Below are 22,737 nucleotides of genomic sequence, written 5' to 3'. Positions count from 1 at the left end.
TTACTTAATCCAGCCCTCTAGAGGAAATCAAACCAGCAGCACTGCACAGCCCATTGGTAGAAAAAAGTTCCAAAACGATACAATGGCGCACAGAAGTTCCCATCCAATGAGGGTCGGACTAATGGAATCAAAACCCGGTTTCATTTGATCCAATGCTAACGACAGAAGAAAAACAAAATGGGAGCGTTTTACTTTTTCTACTTGAAACCTTTGTCAAAAGTTAGCACACGCTTCCATTCAAAACCTCTCCTTCGTTGAGTATTAGATAACATCCAGACAGGAGCCTTTAAAATGGGCAAAAACACGTTGCCCCACCGACAAATTCAATAACCCCAGCGCTCTTCTGGTGACCAGCGCCAGCAATGTCTGCCCTTCCGCCGCCATAAACAGCATGACATTTTTGGAATCCAGTTCCTGAATAGCCTGAATCGTTGCTGCCACTCGATTCTGAACACTTGTGCAGTGGATATCTTCCACCACAATACTGACTTCCTGAGCCGGCAATATCACTCTCAGGCCGGTTCCCGGCAGTGCTGAAACCTGATTGACCAGCAATTTCTGGTCACCCAATAACAGCTCAGTGAAACCATATTCCTGATCGTGGCTGCCCACCTGCACTTCCAGAATCGACAGTGCACAGTCATCCCGGGTTAATAAAGAACCTGGCCGACTGAGTAATTGACGACACTCGCCCCGGGATACAACCTGCCCCTGATCAATAAGCAGCAGTTTATCAGCCAGCCGTGCCACCTCTTCACGGGCATGACTCACCATAACAACCGGTATGCCAAAGTGCTGATGGATATTTCTCAAACAGGGAAGAATGCTTGTTTTTGATGACCAGTCCAGTGACGCCAGCGGTTCATCCATTAATAGAAGACGGGGTGCACTTAATAAGGTGCGGGCAATAGCCACACGCTGTTTCTCACCGCCAGACAGTTTATCAACCGTACGCCCCAGTAGATGCACAATATCGAGCTGCTCAACCACCTCGGATAATGACGGCATGGCAACATTGGCCCTGGCCCGCTGCAAGGCAAACCGGAGGTTTTCCATAACGTCCAGATGGGGAAACAGCCTGGCTTCCTGAAATATATAGCCAATGCCCCGTTGCTCCGGCGGAACCCATATTCCCTGTTCCGAGTCCTGCCAGATTTCATCATTAAACTGAAGCCGCCCCCTGGCATGACTTTCCAAACCCGCGATGGTTCTCAGCAAAGAGGTTTTACCACACCCGGAACGCCCCATCATGGCCCAGGTGTTATCGGTATCCAGTGACTCATCAACACTAAGAACAAAGCGGTCCCGGGGCAGCTGAATATCAATTCTTAGCATTAATAACGACCAGGGTGTGATTGGAGGGGTAATTGAGCCACGGGCTGACGATCAAGGCTGTAAAGGGTAACCAGCAGAATCATGGCAAACACCATCAGTCCCGCGGCAATCTGGTGCGCTTCGGTAAACTGCTGTGATTCCACGGCATCGAACAGGGCAATGGACAGCACCTGTGTCTCTCCGGGAATATTGCCGCCAATCATCAGCACCACACCAAACTCCCCAACGGTATGGGCAAACCCCATGCAGGCCGCCAGAATCATCGCCCGGCGGGTACAGGGCAGTACCACATTAAAGAAACGGTCCATGCGCCCGGCCCCCATCATGGCTGCCGCCTCAAGCAGACCTTTATCAAGTTGTTCAAACGCCCGTTGTAAAGGCTGCACGACAAAGGGCATTGAGCAGATAACAGAAGCGATCACTAGCCCGGTAAAACTGAACGCCAGGGTGGTGCCGGTCAGGGACAGCCAGAGCTGCCCGGGAGCGTAATTTGGTGAGCAAAGCAACAGTATATAAAAGCCAAGGACGGTGGGCGGTAATACCATTGGCAGCCCCACCAGGGCTTCCAACAGGGGCCTTAGCCGACTCTGCATATTGGCCAGCCCCCAGGCCATGGGAATCGCCAGCAGCATCAGAATCACGGTGGTAATGGTGGCCAGTTTCAGCGTGACCCAGACAGCAGTGAGCAGCATTCAGAGCGCTTCCCTTCGATTTTCGGACGTTGTTTTATCGGCCATTGTCGTTGATACAGGGAAGTACCCCTGTCTGGCAATGGTGCGCTGGGCAGATGGTGACAAAATAAACGCCACAAATGCCCTGGCCGCCTCAGGTTGCCTGGTGCGCTTTAAGATAACCAGATCCTGCTGAATCGGATCATACAACGTTGCAGGAATCGAAAAAATATGACCATCGTGGTCTACCAGCTGCGCTTTCGCCACCAGCCCAGCGGGAATATTACCGCTGGCCACAAACTGCCAGGCCTGCTGGACACTGGCCCCCTGAACCAGACGGGTGCGGAACGAGGACCAGAAACCCAGCTTTTCCAGCACCTGCTGTGCCGCCAGACCATAAGGTGCCGTTGCCGGATTGGCAATGGCCAGGCGTCCCTGATAAACCGCCAGATCCTCCAGGGTCATGATTTTCCCTTCTTTAGCGGAAAACCCGGGGCTCCATAGCACCAGTTCTCCCAGGGCATAAGGGTGTCGACTGGCCTTTAGCGTCAGTCCTTTTTGTTCCAGCAGCTTCGGTCTGAGGCTATCTGCTGACAGAAAGATATCGAAAGGCGCACCGTGGGTAATCTGGTTATACAGCACACCGGTCGAGGCCGAGGAGATCAACAACCGGTGCCCGGTGTCTGCCTCAAATGCCTTTGCCAAAACGTCCAGCGATGGTTTGAAGTTTGCTGCAACGGCCACTTTCAGTTCTTCTGCGTAGACCAACACCCCCAGGCAAGAGAGCAAGAATGCTAAAAATACTGTTCTTAACATGAAGCAGGTGTTCTTTATGAGTTCGAAGGTTAAAGCCAGCGATCCGCCGCTGCCTGATCAGACTCACGCTCATCCACCCAGCGATCCCCTTCCGGTGTCGTCTCTTTCTTCCAGAACGGCGCACGGGTTTTCAGGTAATCCATAATAAACTCACAGGCTGCAAACGCTTCTTTGCGATGGGCGCTGGCGACTCCCACAAAAACAATTCGCTCCCCGGGGTACATCTGACCAATGCGATGGATAACCCGGACAGTTTGAAGCTCCCAACGTGCCATGGCTTCATCGATAATTTCCTGCAGGGCTTTTTCCGTCATCCCCGGATAATGTTCCAGAAACAGGCCACCCACCTTATCCCCAAGGTTCATATCGCGAACCGTACCGGTAAAAGTGACAATCGCTCCTGATGACTTATTCCCTTCCAGGCGTTCATATTCCTGGGCGGGGTTAAAGTCTTCTGTTTGAATGGCAATCAAGGTTCTGATCCTGTTTGTTTTGGCACCACTTTTCACCACAAAGACACAAAGTTTTCCCGGGGCTTTCGCGACAGTCTCAGACTGTGGGAACGAGAACAAAATAACGCCTTTGTATCTTCGTGGTTCAAATAAAAATCACCCGCCGGTCACCGGAGGAAAAAAGGCGACCTCATCACCAGACTGCAATGTGACATCCTGACGAGTCATGGTCTGATTGATGGCAACCAGAGTACGCTCACTCATCATGACTTCACGCCAGCCTTCACCTTGGTCCGCCAACTGACTTTTTAATGCGGACAGCAAGGGAGCATACTCCCCTTCTTCCAAGGTCAACTGTTCGCAGTTCAGCTTTTCCCGAAAACTGGCAAAGAAACGTACTGTAATCATGCTGCACCACCTGTCGCTGAACCATGAATATAGTGACCACTGCGACCACCACCCTTTTCCAGCACACGAATGCCTTCAATATGCATCTCTTTATCCACTGCCTTGCACATATCATAGATCGTCAGGGCAGCAACCGATGCCGCTGTCAGCGCTTCAATCTCAACGCCGGTTTTGCCATTCAAACGACAACAGGTTTCAATTCGAATGCAGGCTTCACAATTCACTGAAGCCGCGTCTTCAAGCTGAAACTCAACACCGATAAAGTTCAGCATCAACGGGTGGCAAAGCGGCACCAGCTGGCTGCACTGTTTAGCCGCCTGAATGCCGGCAATTCTGGCCACGGCAAGTACGTCCCCTTTTTTAAGGCCGTTGTCTTTTACCAGCGCCAGTGTCTCAGGTGCCATGTAGATATAACCTTCGGCCCTGGCTTCACGGCGTGTGATGTCTTTTTCACCAACATCAACCATGCTGGCCTTACCATCACTATCAATATGGCTGAGGGCACTATTGGCAGACGACATGATTACCCTGCCTTTTTCAATTGTTCAACAAAGTTACATGGACGATGCTGGCTGTTCAGCTGATCCCTGATAATGCCTTCCCAGGCGGTCTTACAGGCATTATTGGAGCCGGGCATAACAAAAATAACGGTGCCATTGGCCATGCCCGCCACGGTACGGGACTGGATGGTGGAGGTTTTGATCTGATCATAGGAAAGCTGGCGGAACAGCTCGCCATAACCATCAATCTGCTTGTCAAAAACAGGCAACAGCGCTTCTGGTGTGCTGTCTCTGCCAGAGAAACCGGTACCGCCTGTGACCAGCACGGCCTGCACACAGTCTGGGGACCCTGCATCACTGGCAATCCAGCGGGATGCGACTTCGCGAATCTTGTAGATGTCGTCTTTTACAATGGCCTTGTCAACAAGTTTGTGACCAGCGGCGGTCAGGCTCTCAACCAGTAAGTGACCGGATGTGTCGTTTTCTTCGGTACGGGTGTCGGACACCGTCAACACGGCAATATTTACAGGAATAAACTCATCAAACTGATTATGAGCCATGGCTATTCTCGCTCCAGTCTATTTTCAATCGTATTCAGGGGTGCTCATGACCAGGTCCGCAATTTGGACGACAGTTTACGTCTGAACAACCGCCTTATTAACCAGATTATGCCAGTCTTCTGGCGTATTGACGTTGACAAAAAGGTCTGCCATGGATGACGGCAGCGCCAGGGTCTGTCCACCTGAAAGCTGATGCAGACGCCACAGGGCATAGTCCTTCGGATTGTCACTGGTTATGGCACGCTCAACGGCTTGCCGCAATGTTGAAGTGACCGGCAATATCATCGGCAGATTAAAGCCCGCAAAACAACACGCCTGCTGTTGATCGCCAAGTGTCCGGATCGCATCGGCAGGAACCAGTGGCATATCCACAGGAATCACCAGCAGCCGGTCGCCATCCAGCAGTCGCTGTAAAGCCGCATGAATGCCACTGAGCGGGCCTCTTCCGGGAACCACATCGGCAATAACAGAGTCATCCGGGGCAAAACCGGACCCGCTGATCAGAACCTGATCAATCCCGGCCCCGGCCAGCAGAGCAGCTATATGTTGGTAAAGCGGTTTGCCACACCAGTTCAGCCGTGACTTATCCTGCCCCATACGGGAGGAACGACCACCAGCCAGAACCAGGCCGTAGAGTGTGCCATGGGCTGTCATTCGATCACAGACTCTTTGTGCCAATATTCAATTTAACCCGGAGATTGTCCGGAAATAGCGTCCGTCAGAACGCCCCTGTCTCCGGACAGACAAACGGCTAGTGTAAGGTTTTCCACCCCGCTGACAAGCCTTGGGATCAATTATCATACAGAAAAGCCGCCGCTTAACCCGTTCGTCCGTTGGCTATACTGTTTTGACCACAGCAAATAGATAACAATGATCAACAATGAGAAAGAATCAGGTACTGAGCCTTTTCCAGCAGAACCAGACAGCCATCAACTGCTGGCTTATCCATCCAAGCCCAATGACGGCGGAGCTGATTGCCCACCAGGGTTTTGACTCAATAACCATCGATATGCAGCACGGCATGATTGGCTTTGAATCAGCCCTGGCCATGTTGCAGGCCATATCCACCACCCCGGTGACTCCGCTGGTCAGGGTTCCCTGGCTTGATCCGGGCATCATTATGAAGATGCTGGATGCCGGTGCTTATGGCGTTATCTGCCCAATGATTGAAACCGCAGAGCAGACCCGGGAATTTGTCGCCACCTGCCGTTACCCCGCCAAAGGCAACCGCAGCTTTGGCCCCAGCAGGGCGATGATCTATGCCGGCAGTGATTACCCGGAAAAAGCAGAAGAGACCATTTTGCCCATGGTCATGATAGAGACCCGTCAGGCTCTGGATAACCTGGATGATATCCTCAGCACCGAAGGACTGGGAGCTATCTATATTGGCCCCTTTGACCTGTCCTACGCCCTGGGCTGTCAGCCCCAACCTGACCACTATGAGGCTCCCGTTATGGAGGCCATCGAACATATCCTTGCCTGCAGCAAAAAACATAATGTTCCCGCAGCCATTCATTGCATGGGGCCACAGTTCGCTGATCGTATGCGAAAAAAAGGGTTCAGCCTGGTCACCGCTGGCTGTGACGCTGACTTCGTCCGCGCGGGTGCCACACACACCATCCAATCACTGAGGCCGTAATCTGAAAGTCGTTCAGAAACCGCCTCACTTCACCCGGATAATATAATCAAACCAGTCCGAAGGGTCCGGAACATCTTCTTCTGAAGCGATGTCCTTGCCCTTGATGGAGAAGCCGGATTCATGGACAGAGTCCGAGCTTCCGGTTTTCAGAGGATGCCATTGCGGCAGGTCATAACCATGGTAGAGCAGATGATAAGCGCAGCTGTCCGGCAGCCATGGCAAATGCTCATGCAGGGTTTTCGGGGTAAACTTGATGCAGTCCTCCACATACTTGCGACGGTGTTTATAATGCCTGCAGCGGCAGGTCCCCAGATCCAGCAGCCGACAGGCTACCGCCGTTGTGTGAATCTCATCCGTATCCGCATCAATAATCTTATTGAGGCAGCAGCGACCACAGCCATCACAGAGCGACTCCCACTCTTCGGGCGTCATCTCGGTTAACGATTTTACCTGCCAGAATGCAGGTTCCTGCTCACTCATCAAACACCTGAACACGATATAACATTGGATTTGCCTGAGCATACTACCACTTCAACAGATGGCAATACGCGAGTTCACGGTTCAGTAATTATCACACGTTATAACCATCGATAATGGACTGAAGGTCATCGACACTGCTTCGCTGAATTCTGGTTTGCTTCAAATTGGCGATTTATCCCTCCTCCTCTAATCTGTTCGGCAGATGGGATGCGTTGAGATGAATAACAGAATATCGTCGTGTTACTGTTGTTTTCATTGCTTTATTTATACTCGTGATGCCGTCTAAAGTCGTGCATTAGTCTTTTGTTATTAAAAGCAATCACAAGGATTATGATTTTCCTCATGAATCTGGAGAAAGAGTATGCAAACACCAACCGAAAAGAATTATGCTGCAGTAACATACCCGGGCAACGTTTTCAGTACATCTCCCGAGCAGGAGAACACCGGGACGGGTAATACCGGGCAGTTAAATGGTTTGAGTGTCATTGTTCGCTCTGCCGTCATTCCTTTTTTTCAGTCGCTCTCTCCTGATTACCAGCAGCCTTCAGCCAATAATAATGAATCAGTGCCGTATGATTCAAAGCCAGTTGCACTACCCAGCCAATCAATGCTGAATGATATCTGCCAGGGTGCTGGATTAGTCGCTCAACTGGCGGGAGCCTGGGTTCCGCAAGTGAAAGTGTTGGCTGATGTGGCTTCTAAATTATGTTTCGCTGGTAATTTTGCCGGTAAAGCCATTGACTACATGCAAGAAAAAGATGCTGTAAAGGGAGAGCTTTCCGGGCAAAAATGTACCGGTGAGAAGCGCCGACCGGTCGCCCAAAGTAGTATGACCCGGGAAGTGCTCACCGCTGCTGCCATGGTCACTATGGGGCAGATACCCGTTTCTGCTGCTACACCTGCACCGAGCAATGCAACGGATCACACGATTCCGGTACCAAACCGGGAAACATTGGAACAAATTGGCCAAAATGACAGTTACCCGTTATCGGCTCATTATATCCAGACTCAGGATATCAACAGCGATGTAACCATTGGCAGTGAAGATCAACCGTTTTATGGGGATTACGATGGCGGATGCCATAAGATCACTGGTCAGAGACGTTGTTTATTTGGCAAGGTTGCAGAGCATGGTGTTGTCCGTGATCTGCGCATGGTGCAGGCCCATGTTGAGAGTAATGATAAATACAGTGCCGTAGTCGCCTGTAAAATGGGCGAAGGAAGCCGTCTGGAAAACCTACTGATAGAACATTCCAGCGTTTTGACTAACAAGGATGGAGTGCGTGGCGCAGCATCGATGACTCATGCAGGTGTGATAACAGGTCACCAGCAGGAGAATAGCTATATTGAGCAAGTTGGGGTCAATAATTGCTCAGTGACCAGTACTGGTAAATCTGGAGCTGTTGGTATTGTCAGTGGTAGGGCTGAAGGAGATATACAACATGTGACTGTAAACAACAGTCGGGTCAAAACAAATCGTGACCACTCCCGCGCCGGCATTGGTGCCGGAATCGTTGAGGGCCGAATTAACCATCTTACCGTTCTGGACAGTCAGGTTGAAACGGATGCGACTGATAGTTTCGCCGGCATTGGTGGGGGAATAATATATGACGGGGGCAAACTGGAAAAGTTGACCGCTGTGAACAGTTCAGTGAAGACCGAAGGAGTTTTTTCAGATGCTGGTATCGGTGCTGGTGAATGTAAATCTGGTGGACTGCTAGCAGGAACAACAGCAATAGCATGTAATGTAACGACCCTGGGAGATGGCGCGGAAGCCGCCATTGGTGTGGGTGAAACTCGATGTGAGGTTCTTGATACCAGGGCCATTGACTGTTTCGTCAATACCTCCGGAGATTACGCTGATGCTGCCATTGGGACCGGTTATTTTAATGGGGGAAAAACAGAGGACATTATTGCGGTGAGAGGCGGCATTACTGCCAGAGGTAAATATGCAGAAAGAGGTATTGCTGCTGGATCGATGGATCAATTCATCTATTCTACCAGTCACCCCTCTGTTATTAAAATGACAAACAGTGTTCAGGCAGTGAACGTCACTGTAAACGGCAGGTTGCAAAATGTCGGCAATGTGTCCCAGTCCTCTTTAGATCAGTTGTGTGATATTGCTGATCAACGATTTGTGACCAATGATTGTCGGGTAATTAATCAGCCTTCAAAAGGTTACGGGAACTGTACAGCAACGGATTTGCTGTTTGCACCCTCCTCCCTGCCAAGTTCAAGTGCTCCATCGACGCTGAATACCGGACTGGTGAATTATACCGGAGCCTCAACAGCATTAACCTCCCTGGTAACAGGAGTCCAGGCAGGAACAACCCTAAGCACTGGGGCCATTGTCGGGATTTCTATAGGGGTGGCGGCTGCTCTGGGTCTCGGTGCTTTATTCGCCTGGCGTTATTACACCCATCGTCAGGTTGATTCGGATGTTGTGACCATGAGCGTACTGAGAAATATGCAGATTGAAGAGCCGAATGATGATTAATCATTCATTAGCCTGACAAGGAAGAAAAGGAGAAGAAAAGGACACCCAAAGATTTTGAAGGGAAGAAAAGGACACCCAAAGATTTTAAAGCCAGGATAATCAAATATTTCGTTCGCTAATTGCGGAAATGAAAGTCACAGTCAAGGAAGAGAAAAGCAATCAGAACTCAGAAATGTTCACTTATGAGCTGCCAGAGTCTATAGCGTAGTGAAGGACAGGGGCTGAAGTCAGAGTTTTTTTCAGCTTCAACAATATGGCGGACGGAAAGTTAGCCTGCAAATAGCAAAGCGCTGGTACTCTGACCATGTATCCAGGACTTTCCCATTTTTTCAGCATAACTTTTCAGTGATGCCAGCGTACCAACGGCCCGATAGAAACGGTTATTCCACTGCATGGTTTTAAACCACTCATCCGGCGGAATATCAAAAAACTTAAGTGTTGAGGGAATGTTGTCGTTTAAACAACCTCGCTTACCTTGACGAACAATTCCTCCCGACCAGTCAACCAGTTCAAAATAACTACTGAGTGCATAAGGCAATGCATGGTCAGGGTTTTGTCCTGGCTCTTTGAAGGGCTTCAATTTGGCAGGTTGCTTTTTGCCGGATGGAGCTGAGTAGTATTTCGTCCGTTTGCTGATAGAAGTGTATTCAGAGGTCTCTGGCGATTTCGCCATTTTGGCTCGAACAGGGTTTAAATCAACATAGGCCATACAAGTCAGCAGAGCCGCATCGTCGAGCAGCGCCTGGCTTTTGTAACGTCCTTCCCAGAACCTTCCCTTACAGTTATCCTCTTTATTGGCTTTTCTGGCCAGATGTTCGTTGAGGCATCTCATAAACCAGCCGATATCCATCAAACGACAACGATATTCTTCAGCAAACTCATCCACCCGTAGCTTGTCTGCCTCGCGCAATTGTTCGCCAGAGAGAAATCGTTGGACCAGCATCGGGCCTGAAAATAGGGAAGACCAACGAGTGAGAATCTCATTGGTAGACCAGCTCCTGGCCTGTTTACGGTTGATGTAAAGCACGATGTGGTAATGATTGGACATGACCGCATAAGCACAAACTTCCAATGCAAAGATTGACGATAGCTGTTGAATTCGGTCTTCCCCCCATAGGCGACGGTGTTCGCAGTCCTTGCCGGAAAACGAATCTTTACCACAGAGAAAGGCTTGACGAACGCAGCGAGCCATGCAGTGGTAATAAGGTGTACAGACTGGGTCTATCAAGTTTTTCCGAGCAGTCGTCATGACTTTAGTAGCGATCTTTAAGTTTTTGATGCTTAAAAAGTAGTCGAGATGTCTGAATGATCAAGAAAAATGTGGATGTCTTATTTTTCTCAGTGAAGAGACTCTGGCGGCTGTGACCATCAGGCTGTAAAAGTAACCGCTTTCACGCCTCCGCCAGTAACGCCCGCCACTCAACCAACTTCTCTTCCAAATCAGCAATATGCGCCTCCAGCCCAGCCAGTTCCTCTTCACCAATGTGCAACCGGTCACGAACATCATGGTGCCGCTTCACCCGCCGTTGCAGAACCGACAGTTCCTCTTCAGCCACCATCACCCGCACTGCCATGGACGGGATAGACGAGTAACTGATCTTGCCCTGGTTGTTTCGTGGCACCTGTGCCAGATGGATACGATCCATAGCAACGTCTCCTTTGATATTACTTCTGCTGAGCGCAGCAGACGACTAGAAGACAATGGTACTAAGTTCAGAAACGGTATCCCATCCCCAATATGGGAAAAATGGGATTATCCTTGGCTGAGCACCCCGGATAATCGCAAGCATTGATACGTTGCAATGCGAGTATTTTACAAAAACACGGAACCAGGCGGCTCAGATAAGCAATTGAGTCGAATTATTGTGTAAATTAGTCAGAAGTATTCCGTTGTATATTCCTTTCTAATAGATCGATAAAATTCGCGCACATGTGCCAAAAGGTTGAAGTAATCATGGGCGTAGTCGACGATGCTATTGCACTGAGAAACAAACTGATTTCTGAAGAAGGGACCGCAGTGCCCGAAGAGTTTTCCGGAATATCAAAGACGAAAATTGCTGAAGTGCTTCAGAGAATTGACCGAAAAACACCAGACATGGTGGATGCTGTTTTTTCTCTCCTGGATACCCGCTCCAACTGGTTCAGTAAGGCACCCATTGGTACAGCATTCAAAGATGGCGCAGCTACAGCTCACGTTGGAGCACATATTGGTATCTTACAAAGAGGCCAGAATACTAAGCTTGATCGTGAAGGAAGGGATTACTGGCTGAAACCTCTTTGGGAGAAAGGCGGCAGATCGACAGGGCCGATTGAAAAACCTTGCTGATGATACTTGGTTGTGGATTCAGGAGGACCCATCAAGAAATATTCATATTTTGCAAGCGTGATCCGCTGTCTATAAAATAGCCGACACCAGACGATTGATCTCCTCCTGAGATGGCAGCGAGCTTCCTTTTGCTCCATGCCCTAAAGCTTGCAACTGCTCTATTGTGGGGTAACGCAAGTTTCTCAGGTCTGTGGCGTTGACCTGGGTGTGCCCGTTAAACTGCCGAAAATATTGATCAACAATGGTGCTATTCAAAAACAGCCATAAGCCTCTGGCAAGATCCTGCGGCAACGGTTTGCCCAAGGCATGAAAATAGTTGGTTTTATTCTCAAAGCCTACAACGTCTACGTCAGCAACAGACGGTTCATAGAGGGAGGCAACAATCCGGCGTTTTTCTTCTTTTGCTGTCAGTCGTTTGGTCAATATATAAGTGCCGTTGGGAACCATCAGTTTGGCGGTTTCACTGTTGTTAAGCAGGGCATTCGGTTTTTTTACATTGCTTATTGGCCATACGATAGAACCATTTTTTAAATGCATGGGATAAATCAGTGGCACAGTCTGCGCTTCGGGCTCCATTCTGAGGTTATCCCTGGTCCTGAAATCAACCACTTTTCCGGTGCTGACATCAAGACCCAAATCAGACAATGAGCACGGCAAACCGCCCACCTTAACGGCGATATCGGCTTCCTGCTCTGAGGTCACAATATGGATAAAACGGTCTGGATTATCTGAATTAACCACTTCATGGAAAGGGGTGATTCGAATAATCGGTTCTGGGTCTTCAGCACAACTGCTGGATGAAATTTCCACATCCCCCTGTGGCTCCCCCTTTACCAGGTGGAAAATCACATTTTCCTGCAGGACTTTGTCGCCTTTAAACGCTTTCGTACGGCTGTTGAATACCCGGATTTTCTTCAGTGCAGTATCCTCTAACAGGATATCCCTGAATCCTTTAAAGTACGGGCCATTGCAGAAACTGCGCGGGGTAATGGCCACCAGTTCACCACCAGGCTCAAGAAGTTTGATGGCAAGTGCAACAAAGGCGGAATAGAGGTTGCCGGTTTCGATGCCTACCTGCTGGAGTAACTTTCGATGGCGGCTTTTACTGCCGATCTTGAAATAAGGTGGATTAAGAATCGCCTTGTTGTAACGAATTATAGGGGTTGCATCGACATAAATCGCCTGCAATTGATTGACAGCACTCTCAATAAAATCGGCCGGGATAATATTACTGTGCCACTGAATCTTTTGCTCCCCTGCAACTTCGGCAAACAGAGCCATGCTATTGTGCAAGTTATTAATCAAAACCTTGTCGGTTTCGTAGGCGGTAGCGGTAATTTTATTGACATCGCCTTCCTGAACCACTCTTTGCAAAAAAGCAGCGGTCAGGGAGCCAACACCTGCCCCTGCGTCCAGCAATGAGATATCGCCGCTGAGATTATCAAACATGGACGCCAACAGCTCAGCTGTTGGAGCGGGTGTCATATACTGACCTTGCTCGCTCCGTTTGGCTTGATCAAGTTTCAAGGCGGCTTGTTGCCGAATATCATCAATAATGTGTAACAAGTCCCTGAAGTCTCCATGCTTTGCTGGTTGTAATGAATCTGACAGGCTAATCGGTGCATCTGCGTTTACCAGAAAACCCAGACTGAGACTGTATAAAAAAACAGTTAAACATAATGGCAAAGCTGGCCGGAAGCAACCGGGATTTTCATTATTTAAATCATTTATTGCTTCGATAGAGGGTTGATTCTAGCGGTTTATTATATAAGTAGTTAACCAAATGAAATCATATTTTCTGATTAAGTGGACAGTCACTCTCGGCAACTGTTCCTGCGTTGCTCTGGTAAATGGTTTCAATGTAATTGATGGGTTCCTTTTTCAATGACTCCCAAGCTCCGTTCGTCCTGAGCGCCCTTCGGCTCAGGATGCACGGACGAAGAGCTTAAACACCATACCCTGCATAAAGACTGTGCCAATCACCCTTCGACTCCGCTCAGGGTGAACGGAGATTGTACATATCAATCTCATCGAAATGATGTACTAGCTCCTGCATCCAGTTAGTTTTGAGAATTGCCCCCCTGCGGAGAGCTAATAGGTACTATTATCCCAAATAAACCGTCATTTAAACGCATCCAAAGGAGTATAAAATAACTTTTTTATTCAGTAATTTATAAATTAATGATGAATTCCCTGAGCTGAAATTGAATTTTTTGGACTCACAAAACTCCAACTTTAATTAACTCAAGTTATTTAAGTCAGGGATTATCAAGTGGATACTAATAACCAGCTCTTTCTATACAAACTGGACACACATTCTTCTGCTGCCCGCCGTGGCAGTGACTCTGCCCATACAGAGCAACAGACTTGCCACCGGGGAGATAAAGATCCAGGCCAACCATTTAATTTCAGTAAGAGTTTTGCGTCCACCCGGAAAAGCCTCGACAAGTACAACCCCCAGGTTGTCAGCAAAGTACACACTTTTCTCCCGAGGCGGGCTGACAAGGCTTCCTGCCTGGAACATGAAAAACTGTTCGGCATGATGATGCCAGAGATGGAAAAACCAGCACCCAAAAAGAAGAGGAAAGAGCCGGAAAGGCCTAAAGAGCTGGAAAGGCCTAAAGAACCGGCAAGGCCTAAAGAGCCGGAAAGGCCTAAAGAGCCACCTTCCCGGAAGCAAGCCGATGAGATTGAAATTTCAGACTCAGAGCTGGATGAACTGTTCGATGAAGATATAGCACTCCCTTTTATTCCTGAATTACCTGATCAGGGTTATCAGACGTTTGAAATTAAACTTTCCCAGAATTTGAGAAAAATCAGAGAGGGGAAGGGACAAAAAGCCATTTTGGAATTAAAAGAGCTATTTACTTTCAGGGCTCACGACTTTGTCTCTCCCGATAAGGAAAAAGCAGCACATCATTTTACTGAGTTCGTACGACGCGTGTATCAGCTCGACAGACAAATGCCAGCAGGAATGAAAGCAAAGGGCGAAATCATCAAGCATGCGATCGAACAAATGACCGAGAAATTGGGCATGCTGATGGACGACGTCAGAACTGCCTGCATATCGGAAGCCTTCAGTAACCCCACGTTTAAAGATGCTCTGGAGAAGGTTGAATCGGATACCGATAAATCCCTTCTTCGCAGGTTACAGACACTTTCCGCTTTTAACTTCATGAGCAATGAAGTAAACGCACTGGTAAGAGACTCTGGAGTTTCTATCCCTTCTGCTCCAGAGAGCAGAGACCCGGGCTCTGATTCTGGTGTCAATGAGCCAGACTCAAATAATGATGGCCAAAAAGAGTCAGAAGTGGAAAGAAAGCGCCGCGAAGCCATAGATAAGGAAATGGAGGAGGTAGACAGAACACTTGAAGAGGGGTGGAAATTCCTTGAACAGTCCAAAAAGAACAAAGAAGAAGAGACAAAGCCAGCGCCAGTGAGGTCGAAACCATCTACTCCACAGCCCGCAGCAAAACCTGTCACCAGCAAACCAGCTGTTGCCAGGGAAACACCAAAGCCTGTCACTGTCACCAAAACCTACCCATCAATCGCCGACATCCGCAAGCTTAAGGGGGATATGGCTATTGCAGATGCGGTGCTGAAGTTTGTAGAAAACTGTCAAAGCGAGCCTGAAAGAAAAGAGCTGGATCAATTTCTGGAAGAGCGCTGTGCAGAAAAATCAAAAGCCATTGTCAGTGATCTTAACCGGGTCAAACAGCAGGCCATGAAACCCAGCGAATGTGTCCACAAGTTTTCACAAACCGTAGGCTACCGCCAGATTGCCGAAAAGATTGCTCCACCCTCGGCAAGAAAACTCTCTGAAATAGCAGACAATAAAAAAGTGCCTGGCAACGGGGGCAATATTGATGGAACAATGCTGCACCTGCTGAAACAATCAGTGGTCTTTCCAAAAAGCTGGGATGTCAAAGGGGATCCGGCAAAATGGACTCGCGGGGAATTTTTGGCTGAGTTTGACAAAGGAGCCTCCAGACACTCAGAGAGTCAGCGCCAATGTGTCCGGAAATACGCCGATGATATATTACGACTCTTTAAGCTGAAGCAATATCCATTCGGCTGGGGATATGACCAGGAGCGCAAAGCATCTCCTGCTGATCAGGAGTTCGAGCTTATGGCCAAGGCGATGTACGACGATTTCATTGGCAGGCCCTTATTTGATTACAGAGACTGCAAGCGGCTGGAACTATTCACAGCTCAGCAAAGACACACATTTCTGGAGACACTTTTTGGCTCAGAAGTTATATCCACACTGAAACAGATCGTTGAAGGAGCCGGGACAAACACAAAACGACCACCCACCAGCGTTGAAAGAGCCAGGGCCGAGCACATCAAAAGCATGGTCATTGCCTTGTTCCATGACAAACCGACAGGTGGCTATTATCTTGTGGTTGGCAGAAGTGATCAGAGGCAGGCCTTCCCTGTAAAGGTGAGAAATCCACTGGCTCTTGACTGCTTTAATCAGGAAAAAGGGAGTAACTGCATATATAAGGCAATGGGATTACCTGCGATTTCGGACAACTGGAATGCGGTCAGATAAGTGAGTCAAATCTGCTGGCTGAAATAAAACAGTTTGTGAGGGAATGGTTAAGAGGGAACAGGGAATTGGACTATTAACTGTATAGCAGCCAGAAAATTTCCGTAAATGGAACTTTTTTGTAAACTTAGGATCAAAAATATAGGTAAATAAAATTTAATGACGATCTTATGCTAACCAATATTTCAAATAATCCAACAGAATTATTGCCCAAAGCTCTACCGCAATCAGCAAACTCAACAGAAGACCAACAGCGACAACCTGGCAATTTCAACTATTTGCCAGTTGAGGCGATTCAACCTAACGCAAATGAACTGGCTCAGCCTGACGAACTCCAACTGGAGCAGACATGCCATAATACCAACAAATCTATTGATCAAAGGGCTATCGAAGATTTACAGCGTCCAATTCAATTCAAGAATATGGAAGCAATAGCAAATCCTGATAAATATAAGAATTTTATATCAATTTACAACTCAGGCATATTTGAACATTCTTATACACGTTATGAATATGACCACCGCTCAGGGCTTAATTATGAGCCAAAGCAAGTAAATATAAAAAATCTCTATGCAATTATGAATCTGAGTAACACAACCCTTAAATACAGTGATAAAGTATACCCTTTGCTCACAGGGTTATTTGAAAATGGGCATGTATTTCTTATGGCACCTCGTAAAGCCTGTAATATTGTAGAAGATCCAAATAATCCCAACAATGTTTTATTTAAAGGAGATCCATCTGGTTTAAGAGTTGATGCCATTTATTCGGGGAGGACTTTTCAGGAAGTAGAGAATCTAATAAAGACAGTTCATGATAACACTCCACTATCAAACCACATCTCTCATATTCTTGAGCATGAATAGTAAGGCGCTCTGAAGCGCCTGCACCACTTTCATAAACTGGGACAGCCCACTGTCAGTGATGCCGCTGTCTCTCAACACCTCAAATTCCAAAAACTTGGATTCATATAGTTTTAGTCCTAGATTTATACATCCCACTTTCACCACCAAAATAACGTAATCATTTGATTTTGAAGCATATATTCTATTCGAATATATGGTTGGCACGATTTTTAATCGTTTAAAATCAAAATGTTACCAAGGGGTGGTGAAGGTCGGATACATACTTCTTTTGACCATAAAAATGCGATTCCATCGAAGCTGTTTCTAAAAGAGGGGTAAGGAGGCATAACAAATCAATATATCTGATGCACATCTCATATACGGAACGATTGTTCTGTTAACGCCATAATTCGCCATTCTGCCTGACTATTCGCTTTGAGCTGTCTTGCACAAGCAAGATTAAGGCTTATAAAAAAATACGCTGGATTGAACTTTACTTCTGTCAGCGTGGTCAATATTTGTTTAGTCAAATAATCCTAAAAAATTCGATTAGAGGTTCATAAATGCTAACGCTCTCTACTGCCAATAATTCCGTGGCAACTATACCACCACGGAATTCGGAGACTCTTACAATATTTTCACAGTTGAGTAAGGTTGGATTAAAAGCCAATCTCTCAGTTCAAGCTGGATTTGTTACCGCCTTTGCCTGTGATGAAATTCGCCGGAAGCATGAATTGCCTGCCAGGAATTTTGCTTTCGATAACCTGCCTCATGGTCAACGTCTTGAATACATTAAACTCAACGATTTTGGCATTACTGTCCAGGATGTGTTAATCCCGATAGTCATATTTTCTGCCAGTGGTGGCCTGACTGATTTGTATAACCTTGGTACGTCCATAGCTAAATCCATATACAACCGGACATGCAGCTACTTTGCCTGATCTCACAGATAAAAAAATCAATAATTTGTCATTTCAATCGAGGTTATACCGTGGGACCTGTCAACAACTCTGCAATTTCAGCCAATCTGCAAATGCCTCCTGCATTATCACCAATATCATCAGCTGAATTGATTAAAAAAGGCATCTTCTCAGTGTGTACTGGAGTGGCAACCGTCGCTATTTGCAATCAGATCAATGCTTTTTACAGTTCACCCGCCGAGAATTATTTTGCCAAGCGTACGACTCCCGAAGCATACCTTAAGTATCTGGAACTCAAGCAAGATGATTCAATAATTGATGAACAATCACTTGTATTGTCTTTAGTTGTTTTTGGTGCCAGTGTTGGCCATTACAAAATGTACGAAATTGGCAAATATCTACACGACAGGGCATGCAGGTTTTATGATGCTGCAATTCGACAATTGTCTCAGTAATGTTCTCAATATCCACCGTGCCATAGGGGTTGTCGCTGTGGTCGGCTCCGACGCTGAATACCCAGCACTTTCTGTCTGGAAGCTTCATGCCATTGAAATATTGGTTCTCATGAATCACCAGTGTATAAATTATTTCTATTTGTGTGTATTGAGCCAATCCGACTCACTTCAAAAAAATCCGGTTGGACACTTTCTGAACGATTAGACAAAACTACCTTCTGGTCAACCATAAAAAACCTCGTAGATGAATAACCTACGAGGTTTATATGTGGTGGAGGCGGCGGGACTTGAACCCGCGTCCGCCAGCTCTCAGCCTTTGGCTCTACATGCTTAGATCCACCTTTAGTTTTTACACCGTAGCGACCCAGTGGTCGGGGTTCTTCAGTGCGATTCTCACAAGTTTTAGCCCGTCAGCCAGAGACCTGCTGATCGTGGCGAGCCCGCTTACGATGACAGTCTGAATACCAGCCAGCAGACGAACCGGTTAGACTGGAAGCTTCGTAGTGTTAAGTACGATTAAGCAGCGGCTGCTGCAGCTTCAAAGTTGCTATCATTGGCAACTAATAGGTTTGTAGTGTTTTGATTAACGAGAACCACTACGCCCTCGGCATGCACCTCAGGGTTCAATACCGTCGTCGAATCCGAATCGCCCCCAGAGTTAATAGTTATAGAGCATAGAGGCCGATGTCGCAATGGCTGGAGAACATCAGTGGCTACATTACGCTGTTCACGCCATGACGTACCAATGCGATCCGGTGGTGCAACAGGCCGGGCCATAATCGTATCTCCCCTGCCCGATGGTGTAGTCATTGCCAAGCAGCACTTGCATACGATCAGCGGTTACAAAATGTGCTAAAAATACCCACGGGCATGACGTCCATCAGTGAATTGATATACAAGCCTTGGATACTATAGCTATCTTTGGTGATAACGCTGACTGCGTGAATTTTTCTTTACCCACCAGGGATGTTCACAATTTTCCATGTGAACACTCCTCAGACCTCACTCCACTTTCTCTGCAAGTTGGGTTATGAAAGTTGGCGATTTGTTTTCCAGGGCAATGGCGTATTTATGAAGATTTTTCAGGAAGTGTTTGGAGCCACTCGCTCCGGTAAACCGGTGTATGCCTTCCGCCTCTGTAACCAGCAAGGCATGGAAGTCACCGTCCTGACCATGGGCGGTATTATCCAGAGCATTCGTGTTCCGGATAAAGCAGGTAATATGGGTGAAGTCACCCTGGGCTGTGATTCGGTGGCGGATTACGAGCGGTCCAGTGCTTATTTTGGTGCCATTGTTGGCCGTTATGCCAACCGCATCGTCAGGGGAGAATTTAAACTTGAGGGTGAACCGTTTCAGCTGGCTTGTAACAATGCACCGAATCACCTGCATGGTGGCAAGGTTGGGTTTGATCATTCCCTGTGGCGGGCAGAGTCCCATACCAGAGGCGACATATGCACACTGTCCCTTGACTATGAATCAGAAGATGGTGAAGAGGGTTATCCCGGTAACCTGAGTGTCAACGTGATCTACACCCTGAATAACCAGAATGAGCTGGGTATTGAGTATCGGGCAACGACGGACGCCCCCACCGTGGTTAACCTGACCAACCACGCTTATTTCAACCTTAATGGCAGTGACGACTGTCTCAGCCACCGGCTGCTGCTGCACTGCCGCCAGTTCACCCCAACGGATGAAACGTCCATTCCATACGGTGAGATTGAGCCAGTCATTAACACCCCCATGGATTTCACCACTATGAAGCCTATTGGTCAGGATATCGCCCAAGACTTTGTTCAGCTGAAGCAGGCCAGGGGATACGATCATAACTGGGTTATCTGGACGGAGAGGGGGAATGATCGCGCTCTGACACCTGTCGCCCGAGTAGAAGAACCAGACAGTGGTCGTACCCTGGAGGTACTTACCACTCAACCGGGAGTGCAGTTCTATACCGGCAACTATCTGGCAGGTGAGCCTGCACGGGGTGGCAGCCAATATGGTATGCGGGCAGGTTTCTGCCTGGAGACCCAGCATTTTCCGGACTCCCCCAACAGGCCGGAGTTTCCTTCAACCCGGCTGAATCCCGGTGAAACCTATCAGGAAAAAACTATTTTCCGCTTTGGCCTTTTATAAAGGCCCTTTCAGGCCGGAACCACCGGCCTGAAATTATTTTTCCATTTTTTTTCAACGAATCTGTAACATCCCACCGACTTTCCCGTTGTATTGATAAGTCCGCACTTTGCGGTCGGTTAAAAAACGACAGGAGAGTCACCATGACAACAAAAACCAACAAACTGACCAACCTGGTTGCTGCCACTCTGGTTTCCGCTGCATCCGTCACCGTCAGTGCCGATATGACCGGCTCCATCAGCTCTTTGAGCCAGGGCTATGAGGGCATTGTGCTGGCGGAAAAACAGGTGGATGAGGGCAAATGTGGTGAAGGCAAATGTGGTGCATCTTCGGCATCGGCCAAAGCGGACGAAGGGAAGTGTGGTGAGGGCAAATGCGGTGGCGACAGTGCCATGAAAGCGGGCGAAGGCAAATGCGGTGAAGGCAAGTGCGGCGAATCAGCCAGCAAGGATGAAGAAGGCAAATGCGGCGAAGGCAAGTGCGGAGCCGCCTGATGAAGCCTGTTCCTTCACTCAGCGGTGCAGGCCTTGGCCTGCGCCGGGAGCATCTTCAGAGCCTGGCCAAAAAGGTGCCCTCCTCTGTTCAGTTTCTGGAGATTGCTCCGGAAAACTGGATTAAAGCGCCGCAACAGAGACGCCAGCTGCTGGAGCAGATTCTCGATCAGACACCGCTGGTTTGCCACGGTCTCTCCCTGTCACTGGGTGGTCCGACACCGCTGGATATGAATCTGCTGCGCGATATCAGGGCATTTCTACAGGCGCATCAGGTAGTTCGTTACACCGAACACCTGAGTTACTGCTCTGACCAGGGGCATCTCTATGACCTGATGCCTATTCCCTTTACCAAAGCGGCTTCACATTACGTGGCGGACCGGATAAAACAGACCCAGGACTTTCTGGGTGAGCCCATTGCGGTGGAGAACGTCTCTTACTACTGCGCTCCCGGGCAACAGATGCCGGAAATTGAGTTTATTCATCGGGTTCTGGAACTTGCGGATTGTGAGCTGCTGCTGGATATCAACAATATTTTTGTCAACAGCGTCAATCATGGTTATGACGCAGATACGTTTCTGAGGCAGTTGCCCACTGAGCGTATCAGCTACGGCCATATTGCCGGTCATTATGTTGAGCAGCCGGACCTTATTATCGACAGTCATGGCGCACCAGTTCGCGATGATGTCTGGCAGCTGCTTGGCAAAGCTTACCAATACCACGGCGTTTTCCCAACGCTACTGGAGCGGGACTTTAATATTCCGCCACTGGATAAACTGGTTGAAGAGCTCGATTCCATACACCGGATTCAGCACTCTGTGATGCATCAGCAGAAGGAGTACGCCTGTGGATGATTTCCAGATAGTTCAACAGCAGTTTACCGAGGCTATACGTCATCAGACTGATAATCCATTTGAGCAGATAAAGCCGGAACGCTTTGCCGTTTACTCCCGGCTGATCCGAAACAATATATCTAACTTTGTCAGCCAAGGCTTCCCGGTGTTGAAAAAGTTATTGCCGGAGGAGGCGTTCAATCATCTGGTGGATCGCTTTATTGCCGATCACCCTGCCAGCTCCCCCTACTTTATTGATATCTCCGGGGAGTTTCTGGCCTGGCTTAATACTAATCCAGTGACTGATAAGTCCCACACTCTGCCACCGTTCCTCCGGGAACTGGCCCACTATGAATGGCTGGAAACCCTGTTGCTGGGCAATGAACAGGACGAACCAGCCGCCACAGCAATCGCGGTTTTTTCAGACTGTGAAGATGCACTGATATGGTCGGTTAATGCCGTGGCCGCCGCCTACCAATACCCTGTCCATACCGTCAGCCGTGACTTTCAACCACAGGCCGCTCCCGAACAACCAACCCTGCTGATTGTTTACCGTCAGGAAAATGAAACGCGGTTTCTGACGGTGGATGCACTGGCCTGGCAGCTTTTTCAAACTGCCTCCACCCTGGATCAGCCGGTGAACCGGGAGCAGCTTATCAAACAGACATTGCAACATCTGACGACGGCTGAGCGAACCCGGGTCAAGCCTTATGCTGAGCAGGCATTGATGCGTTTTTATCAACTGGGTTTGATTGTGGGAAGGCTTTAAAGCAAGAATAATATTCGACAGTTATGACTAAAAAACCCAGGGGCACTCTACCCCTGGGAGC

The 22,737-nt window shown here is 48.3% G+C and carries 23 protein-coding genes and 1 other RNA gene; 11 read left to right on the top strand and 13 right to left on the bottom strand.

The features are described 5' to 3' along the window. Positions 1-261: 261 nt before the first annotated feature. The 8 genes from modC to ACO6V1_RS15065 all read right to left on the bottom strand — a co-directional run bounded on the left by modC (position 262) and on the right by ACO6V1_RS15065 (position 5,396). Positions 262-1,335, bottom strand: coding sequence for a molybdenum ABC transporter ATP-binding protein (gene modC / locus ACO6V1_RS15100; protein ID WP_422467467.1), 1,074 nt, complete (start codon positions 1,333-1,335; stop codon positions 262-264). Beyond that, positions 1,335-2,027 carry a molybdate ABC transporter permease subunit gene (gene modB / locus ACO6V1_RS15095; protein ID WP_422467466.1) on the bottom strand — a complete coding sequence of 231 codons (693 nt, stop codon included), beginning with the start codon at positions 2,025-2,027 and terminating at the stop codon, positions 1,335-1,337. The genes modC and modB overlap by 1 nt, the downstream gene beginning before the upstream one ends. Further along, a complete protein-coding gene (gene modA / locus ACO6V1_RS15090; protein WP_422467464.1) occupies positions 2,028-2,822 on the bottom strand; it encodes a molybdate ABC transporter substrate-binding protein in 795 nt (264 codons plus the stop codon). 29 nt (positions 2,823-2,851) lie between these two features. Next, a complete protein-coding gene (gene moaE, locus ACO6V1_RS15085) occupies positions 2,852-3,295 on the bottom strand; it encodes a molybdopterin synthase catalytic subunit MoaE (protein ID WP_422460355.1) in 444 nt (147 codons plus the stop codon). A gap of 135 nt (positions 3,296-3,430) precedes the next feature. Continuing rightward, the gene (locus ACO6V1_RS15080; RefSeq protein WP_269676508.1) at positions 3,431-3,682 is read right to left on the bottom strand and encodes a MoaD/ThiS family protein; all 252 of its coding nucleotides are present in this window, start codon (positions 3,680-3,682) and stop codon (positions 3,431-3,433) included. Beyond that, positions 3,679-4,203: a cyclic pyranopterin monophosphate synthase MoaC gene (moaC, locus tag ACO6V1_RS15075; protein ID WP_422467462.1), complete on the bottom strand. Its 525-nt coding sequence runs from the start codon at positions 4,201-4,203 to the stop codon at positions 3,679-3,681. Before moaC ends, ACO6V1_RS15080 begins: the two co-directional genes overlap by 4 nt. Positions 4,204-4,205: 2 nt before the next feature. After that, entirely contained in the window at positions 4,206-4,742 is a 537-nt protein-coding gene (gene moaB / locus ACO6V1_RS15070) for a molybdenum cofactor biosynthesis protein B (RefSeq protein ID WP_422467460.1), read from the bottom strand. Between the two features lie 75 nt (positions 4,743-4,817). Then, entirely contained in the window at positions 4,818-5,396 is a 579-nt protein-coding gene (locus tag ACO6V1_RS15065; RefSeq protein ID WP_422460361.1) for a molybdenum cofactor guanylyltransferase, read from the bottom strand. A 226-nt stretch (positions 5,397-5,622) separates the two neighbouring features. On the opposite strand from ACO6V1_RS15065, the gene ACO6V1_RS15060 reads away from it, so the two are divergent. Beyond that, entirely contained in the window at positions 5,623-6,381 is a 759-nt protein-coding gene (locus ACO6V1_RS15060; protein WP_422467458.1) for an HpcH/HpaI aldolase family protein, read from the top strand. A gap of 24 nt (positions 6,382-6,405) precedes the next feature. Here ACO6V1_RS15060 and ACO6V1_RS15055 read toward each other — a convergent pair whose 3' ends face one another. Next, positions 6,406-6,861, bottom strand: a complete 456-nt coding sequence (locus tag ACO6V1_RS15055; protein ID WP_422467456.1) for a YcgN family cysteine cluster protein — start codon at positions 6,859-6,861, stop codon at positions 6,406-6,408. Positions 6,862-7,222: 361 nt separating this feature from the next. Here ACO6V1_RS15055 and ACO6V1_RS15050 point away from each other — a divergent pair, with 361 nt between their 5' ends. Next, positions 7,223-9,358 carry a hypothetical protein gene (locus ACO6V1_RS15050; protein ID WP_422467454.1) on the top strand — a complete coding sequence of 712 codons (2,136 nt, stop codon included), beginning with the start codon at positions 7,223-7,225 and terminating at the stop codon, positions 9,356-9,358. 268 nt (positions 9,359-9,626) lie between these two features. On the opposite strand, the gene ACO6V1_RS15045 is transcribed toward ACO6V1_RS15050, so the two are convergent. Continuing rightward, positions 9,627-10,550, bottom strand: coding sequence for a transposase (locus ACO6V1_RS15045; protein WP_422467452.1), 924 nt, complete (start codon positions 10,548-10,550; stop codon positions 9,627-9,629). A gap of 199 nt (positions 10,551-10,749) precedes the next feature. Next, entirely contained in the window at positions 10,750-11,004 is a 255-nt protein-coding gene (locus tag ACO6V1_RS15040; protein WP_101745073.1) for a hypothetical protein, read from the bottom strand. Positions 11,005-11,312: 308 nt separating this feature from the next. Between ACO6V1_RS15040 and ACO6V1_RS15035 the strand changes: the two genes are divergently transcribed. Next, entirely contained in the window at positions 11,313-11,684 is a 372-nt protein-coding gene (locus ACO6V1_RS15035) for a hypothetical protein (protein ID WP_422467450.1), read from the top strand. A gap of 69 nt (positions 11,685-11,753) precedes the next feature. Here ACO6V1_RS15035 and ACO6V1_RS15030 read toward each other — a convergent pair whose 3' ends face one another. Next, the gene (locus tag ACO6V1_RS15030) at positions 11,754-13,250 is read right to left on the bottom strand and encodes an Eco57I restriction-modification methylase domain-containing protein (protein ID WP_422450040.1); all 1,497 of its coding nucleotides are present in this window, start codon (positions 13,248-13,250) and stop codon (positions 11,754-11,756) included. A 706-nt stretch (positions 13,251-13,956) separates the two neighbouring features. Between ACO6V1_RS15030 and ACO6V1_RS15025 the strand changes: the two genes are divergently transcribed. The 4 genes from ACO6V1_RS15025 (at position 13,957) to ACO6V1_RS15010 (ending at position 18,456) form a co-directional block, all read left to right on the top strand. Beyond that, the gene (locus ACO6V1_RS15025) at positions 13,957-16,239 is read left to right on the top strand and encodes a hypothetical protein (protein WP_422467448.1); all 2,283 of its coding nucleotides are present in this window, start codon (positions 13,957-13,959) and stop codon (positions 16,237-16,239) included. Positions 16,240-16,406: 167 nt separating this feature from the next. Then, positions 16,407-17,102 (top strand): hypothetical protein, encoded by a 696-nt coding sequence (locus tag ACO6V1_RS15020; RefSeq protein ID WP_422450038.1) that lies wholly within the window; start codon positions 16,407-16,409, stop codon positions 17,100-17,102. A gap of 623 nt (positions 17,103-17,725) precedes the next feature. Then, complete coding sequence (locus ACO6V1_RS15015; RefSeq protein ID WP_422450037.1) at positions 17,726-18,022, top strand: hypothetical protein; 297 nt, start codon at positions 17,726-17,728, stop codon at positions 18,020-18,022. 50 nt (positions 18,023-18,072) lie between these two features. Next, positions 18,073-18,456, top strand: coding sequence for a hypothetical protein (locus ACO6V1_RS15010; RefSeq protein ID WP_422450036.1), 384 nt, complete (start codon positions 18,073-18,075; stop codon positions 18,454-18,456). 269 nt (positions 18,457-18,725) lie between these two features. Here the strand turns inward: ACO6V1_RS15010 and ssrA are convergent. Continuing rightward, positions 18,726-19,110: a transfer-messenger RNA gene (ssrA, locus tag ACO6V1_RS15005) on the bottom strand. Positions 19,111-19,527: 417 nt separating this feature from the next. Here ssrA and ACO6V1_RS15000 point away from each other — a divergent pair. The 4 genes from ACO6V1_RS15000 to ACO6V1_RS14985 all read left to right on the top strand — a co-directional run bounded on the left by ACO6V1_RS15000 (position 19,528) and on the right by ACO6V1_RS14985 (position 22,676). Further along, positions 19,528-20,586, top strand: a complete 1,059-nt coding sequence (locus ACO6V1_RS15000) for an aldose epimerase family protein (protein ID WP_422467446.1) — start codon at positions 19,528-19,530, stop codon at positions 20,584-20,586. Positions 20,587-20,726: 140 nt separating this feature from the next. Then, positions 20,727-21,077, top strand: coding sequence for a hypothetical protein (locus tag ACO6V1_RS14995; protein WP_422450034.1), 351 nt, complete (start codon positions 20,727-20,729; stop codon positions 21,075-21,077). Further along, the gene (locus ACO6V1_RS14990) at positions 21,077-21,928 is read left to right on the top strand and encodes a DUF692 domain-containing protein (protein ID WP_422460371.1); all 852 of its coding nucleotides are present in this window, start codon (positions 21,077-21,079) and stop codon (positions 21,926-21,928) included. Before ACO6V1_RS14995 ends, ACO6V1_RS14990 begins: the two co-directional genes overlap by 1 nt. Continuing rightward, positions 21,921-22,676: a DNA-binding domain-containing protein gene (locus tag ACO6V1_RS14985; protein WP_422460373.1), complete on the top strand. Its 756-nt coding sequence runs from the start codon at positions 21,921-21,923 to the stop codon at positions 22,674-22,676. Before ACO6V1_RS14990 ends, ACO6V1_RS14985 begins: the two co-directional genes overlap by 8 nt. Positions 22,677-22,737: the final 61 nt, after the last annotated feature.

The organism is Endozoicomonas sp. ALC013, assembly GCF_049310205.1.
Classification (GTDB): Bacteria; Pseudomonadota; Gammaproteobacteria; order Pseudomonadales; family Endozoicomonadaceae; genus Endozoicomonas.
The sequence above is the reverse complement of the archived record's forward strand: the minus strand, read 5'-3'. Positions and strand labels throughout refer to the sequence as shown.

Excerpts from the sequence above, each read along its gene's own strand:
- modC (WP_422467467.1), bottom strand. The coding sequence starts at position 1,335 with ATGCTAAGAATTGATATTCAGCTGCCCCGGGACCGCTTTGTTCTTAGT.
- modB (WP_422467466.1), bottom strand. The coding sequence starts at position 2,027 with ATGCTGCTCACTGCTGTCTGGGTCACGCTGAAACTGGCCACCATTACC.
- modA (WP_422467464.1), bottom strand. The coding sequence starts at position 2,822 with ATGTTAAGAACAGTATTTTTAGCATTCTTGCTCTCTTGCCTGGGGGTG.
- ACO6V1_RS15080 (WP_269676508.1), bottom strand. The coding sequence starts at position 3,682 with ATGATTACAGTACGTTTCTTTGCCAGTTTTCGGGAAAAGCTGAACTGC.
- moaC (WP_422467462.1), bottom strand. The coding sequence starts at position 4,203 with ATGTCGTCTGCCAATAGTGCCCTCAGCCATATTGATAGTGATGGTAAG.
- moaB (WP_422467460.1), bottom strand. The coding sequence starts at position 4,742 with ATGGCTCATAATCAGTTTGATGAGTTTATTCCTGTAAATATTGCCGTG.
- ACO6V1_RS15065 (WP_422460361.1), bottom strand. The coding sequence starts at position 5,396 with ATGACAGCCCATGGCACACTCTACGGCCTGGTTCTGGCTGGTGGTCGT.
- ACO6V1_RS15060 (WP_422467458.1), top strand. The coding sequence starts at position 5,623 with ATGAGAAAGAATCAGGTACTGAGCCTTTTCCAGCAGAACCAGACAGCC.
- ACO6V1_RS15055 (WP_422467456.1), bottom strand. The coding sequence starts at position 6,861 with ATGAGTGAGCAGGAACCTGCATTCTGGCAGGTAAAATCGTTAACCGAG.
- ACO6V1_RS15050 (WP_422467454.1), top strand. The coding sequence starts at position 7,223 with ATGCAAACACCAACCGAAAAGAATTATGCTGCAGTAACATACCCGGGC.
- ACO6V1_RS15045 (WP_422467452.1), bottom strand. The coding sequence starts at position 10,550 with ATGGCTCGCTGCGTTCGTCAAGCCTTTCTCTGTGGTAAAGATTCGTTT.
- ACO6V1_RS15040 (WP_101745073.1), bottom strand. The coding sequence starts at position 11,004 with ATGGATCGTATCCATCTGGCACAGGTGCCACGAAACAACCAGGGCAAG.
- ACO6V1_RS15035 (WP_422467450.1), top strand. The coding sequence starts at position 11,313 with ATGGGCGTAGTCGACGATGCTATTGCACTGAGAAACAAACTGATTTCT.
- ACO6V1_RS15020 (WP_422450038.1), top strand. The coding sequence starts at position 16,407 with ATGCTAACCAATATTTCAAATAATCCAACAGAATTATTGCCCAAAGCT.
- ACO6V1_RS15000 (WP_422467446.1), top strand. The coding sequence starts at position 19,528 with ATGAAGATTTTTCAGGAAGTGTTTGGAGCCACTCGCTCCGGTAAACCG.
- ACO6V1_RS14995 (WP_422450034.1), top strand. The coding sequence starts at position 20,727 with ATGACAACAAAAACCAACAAACTGACCAACCTGGTTGCTGCCACTCTG.
- ACO6V1_RS14990 (WP_422460371.1), top strand. The coding sequence starts at position 21,077 with ATGAAGCCTGTTCCTTCACTCAGCGGTGCAGGCCTTGGCCTGCGCCGG.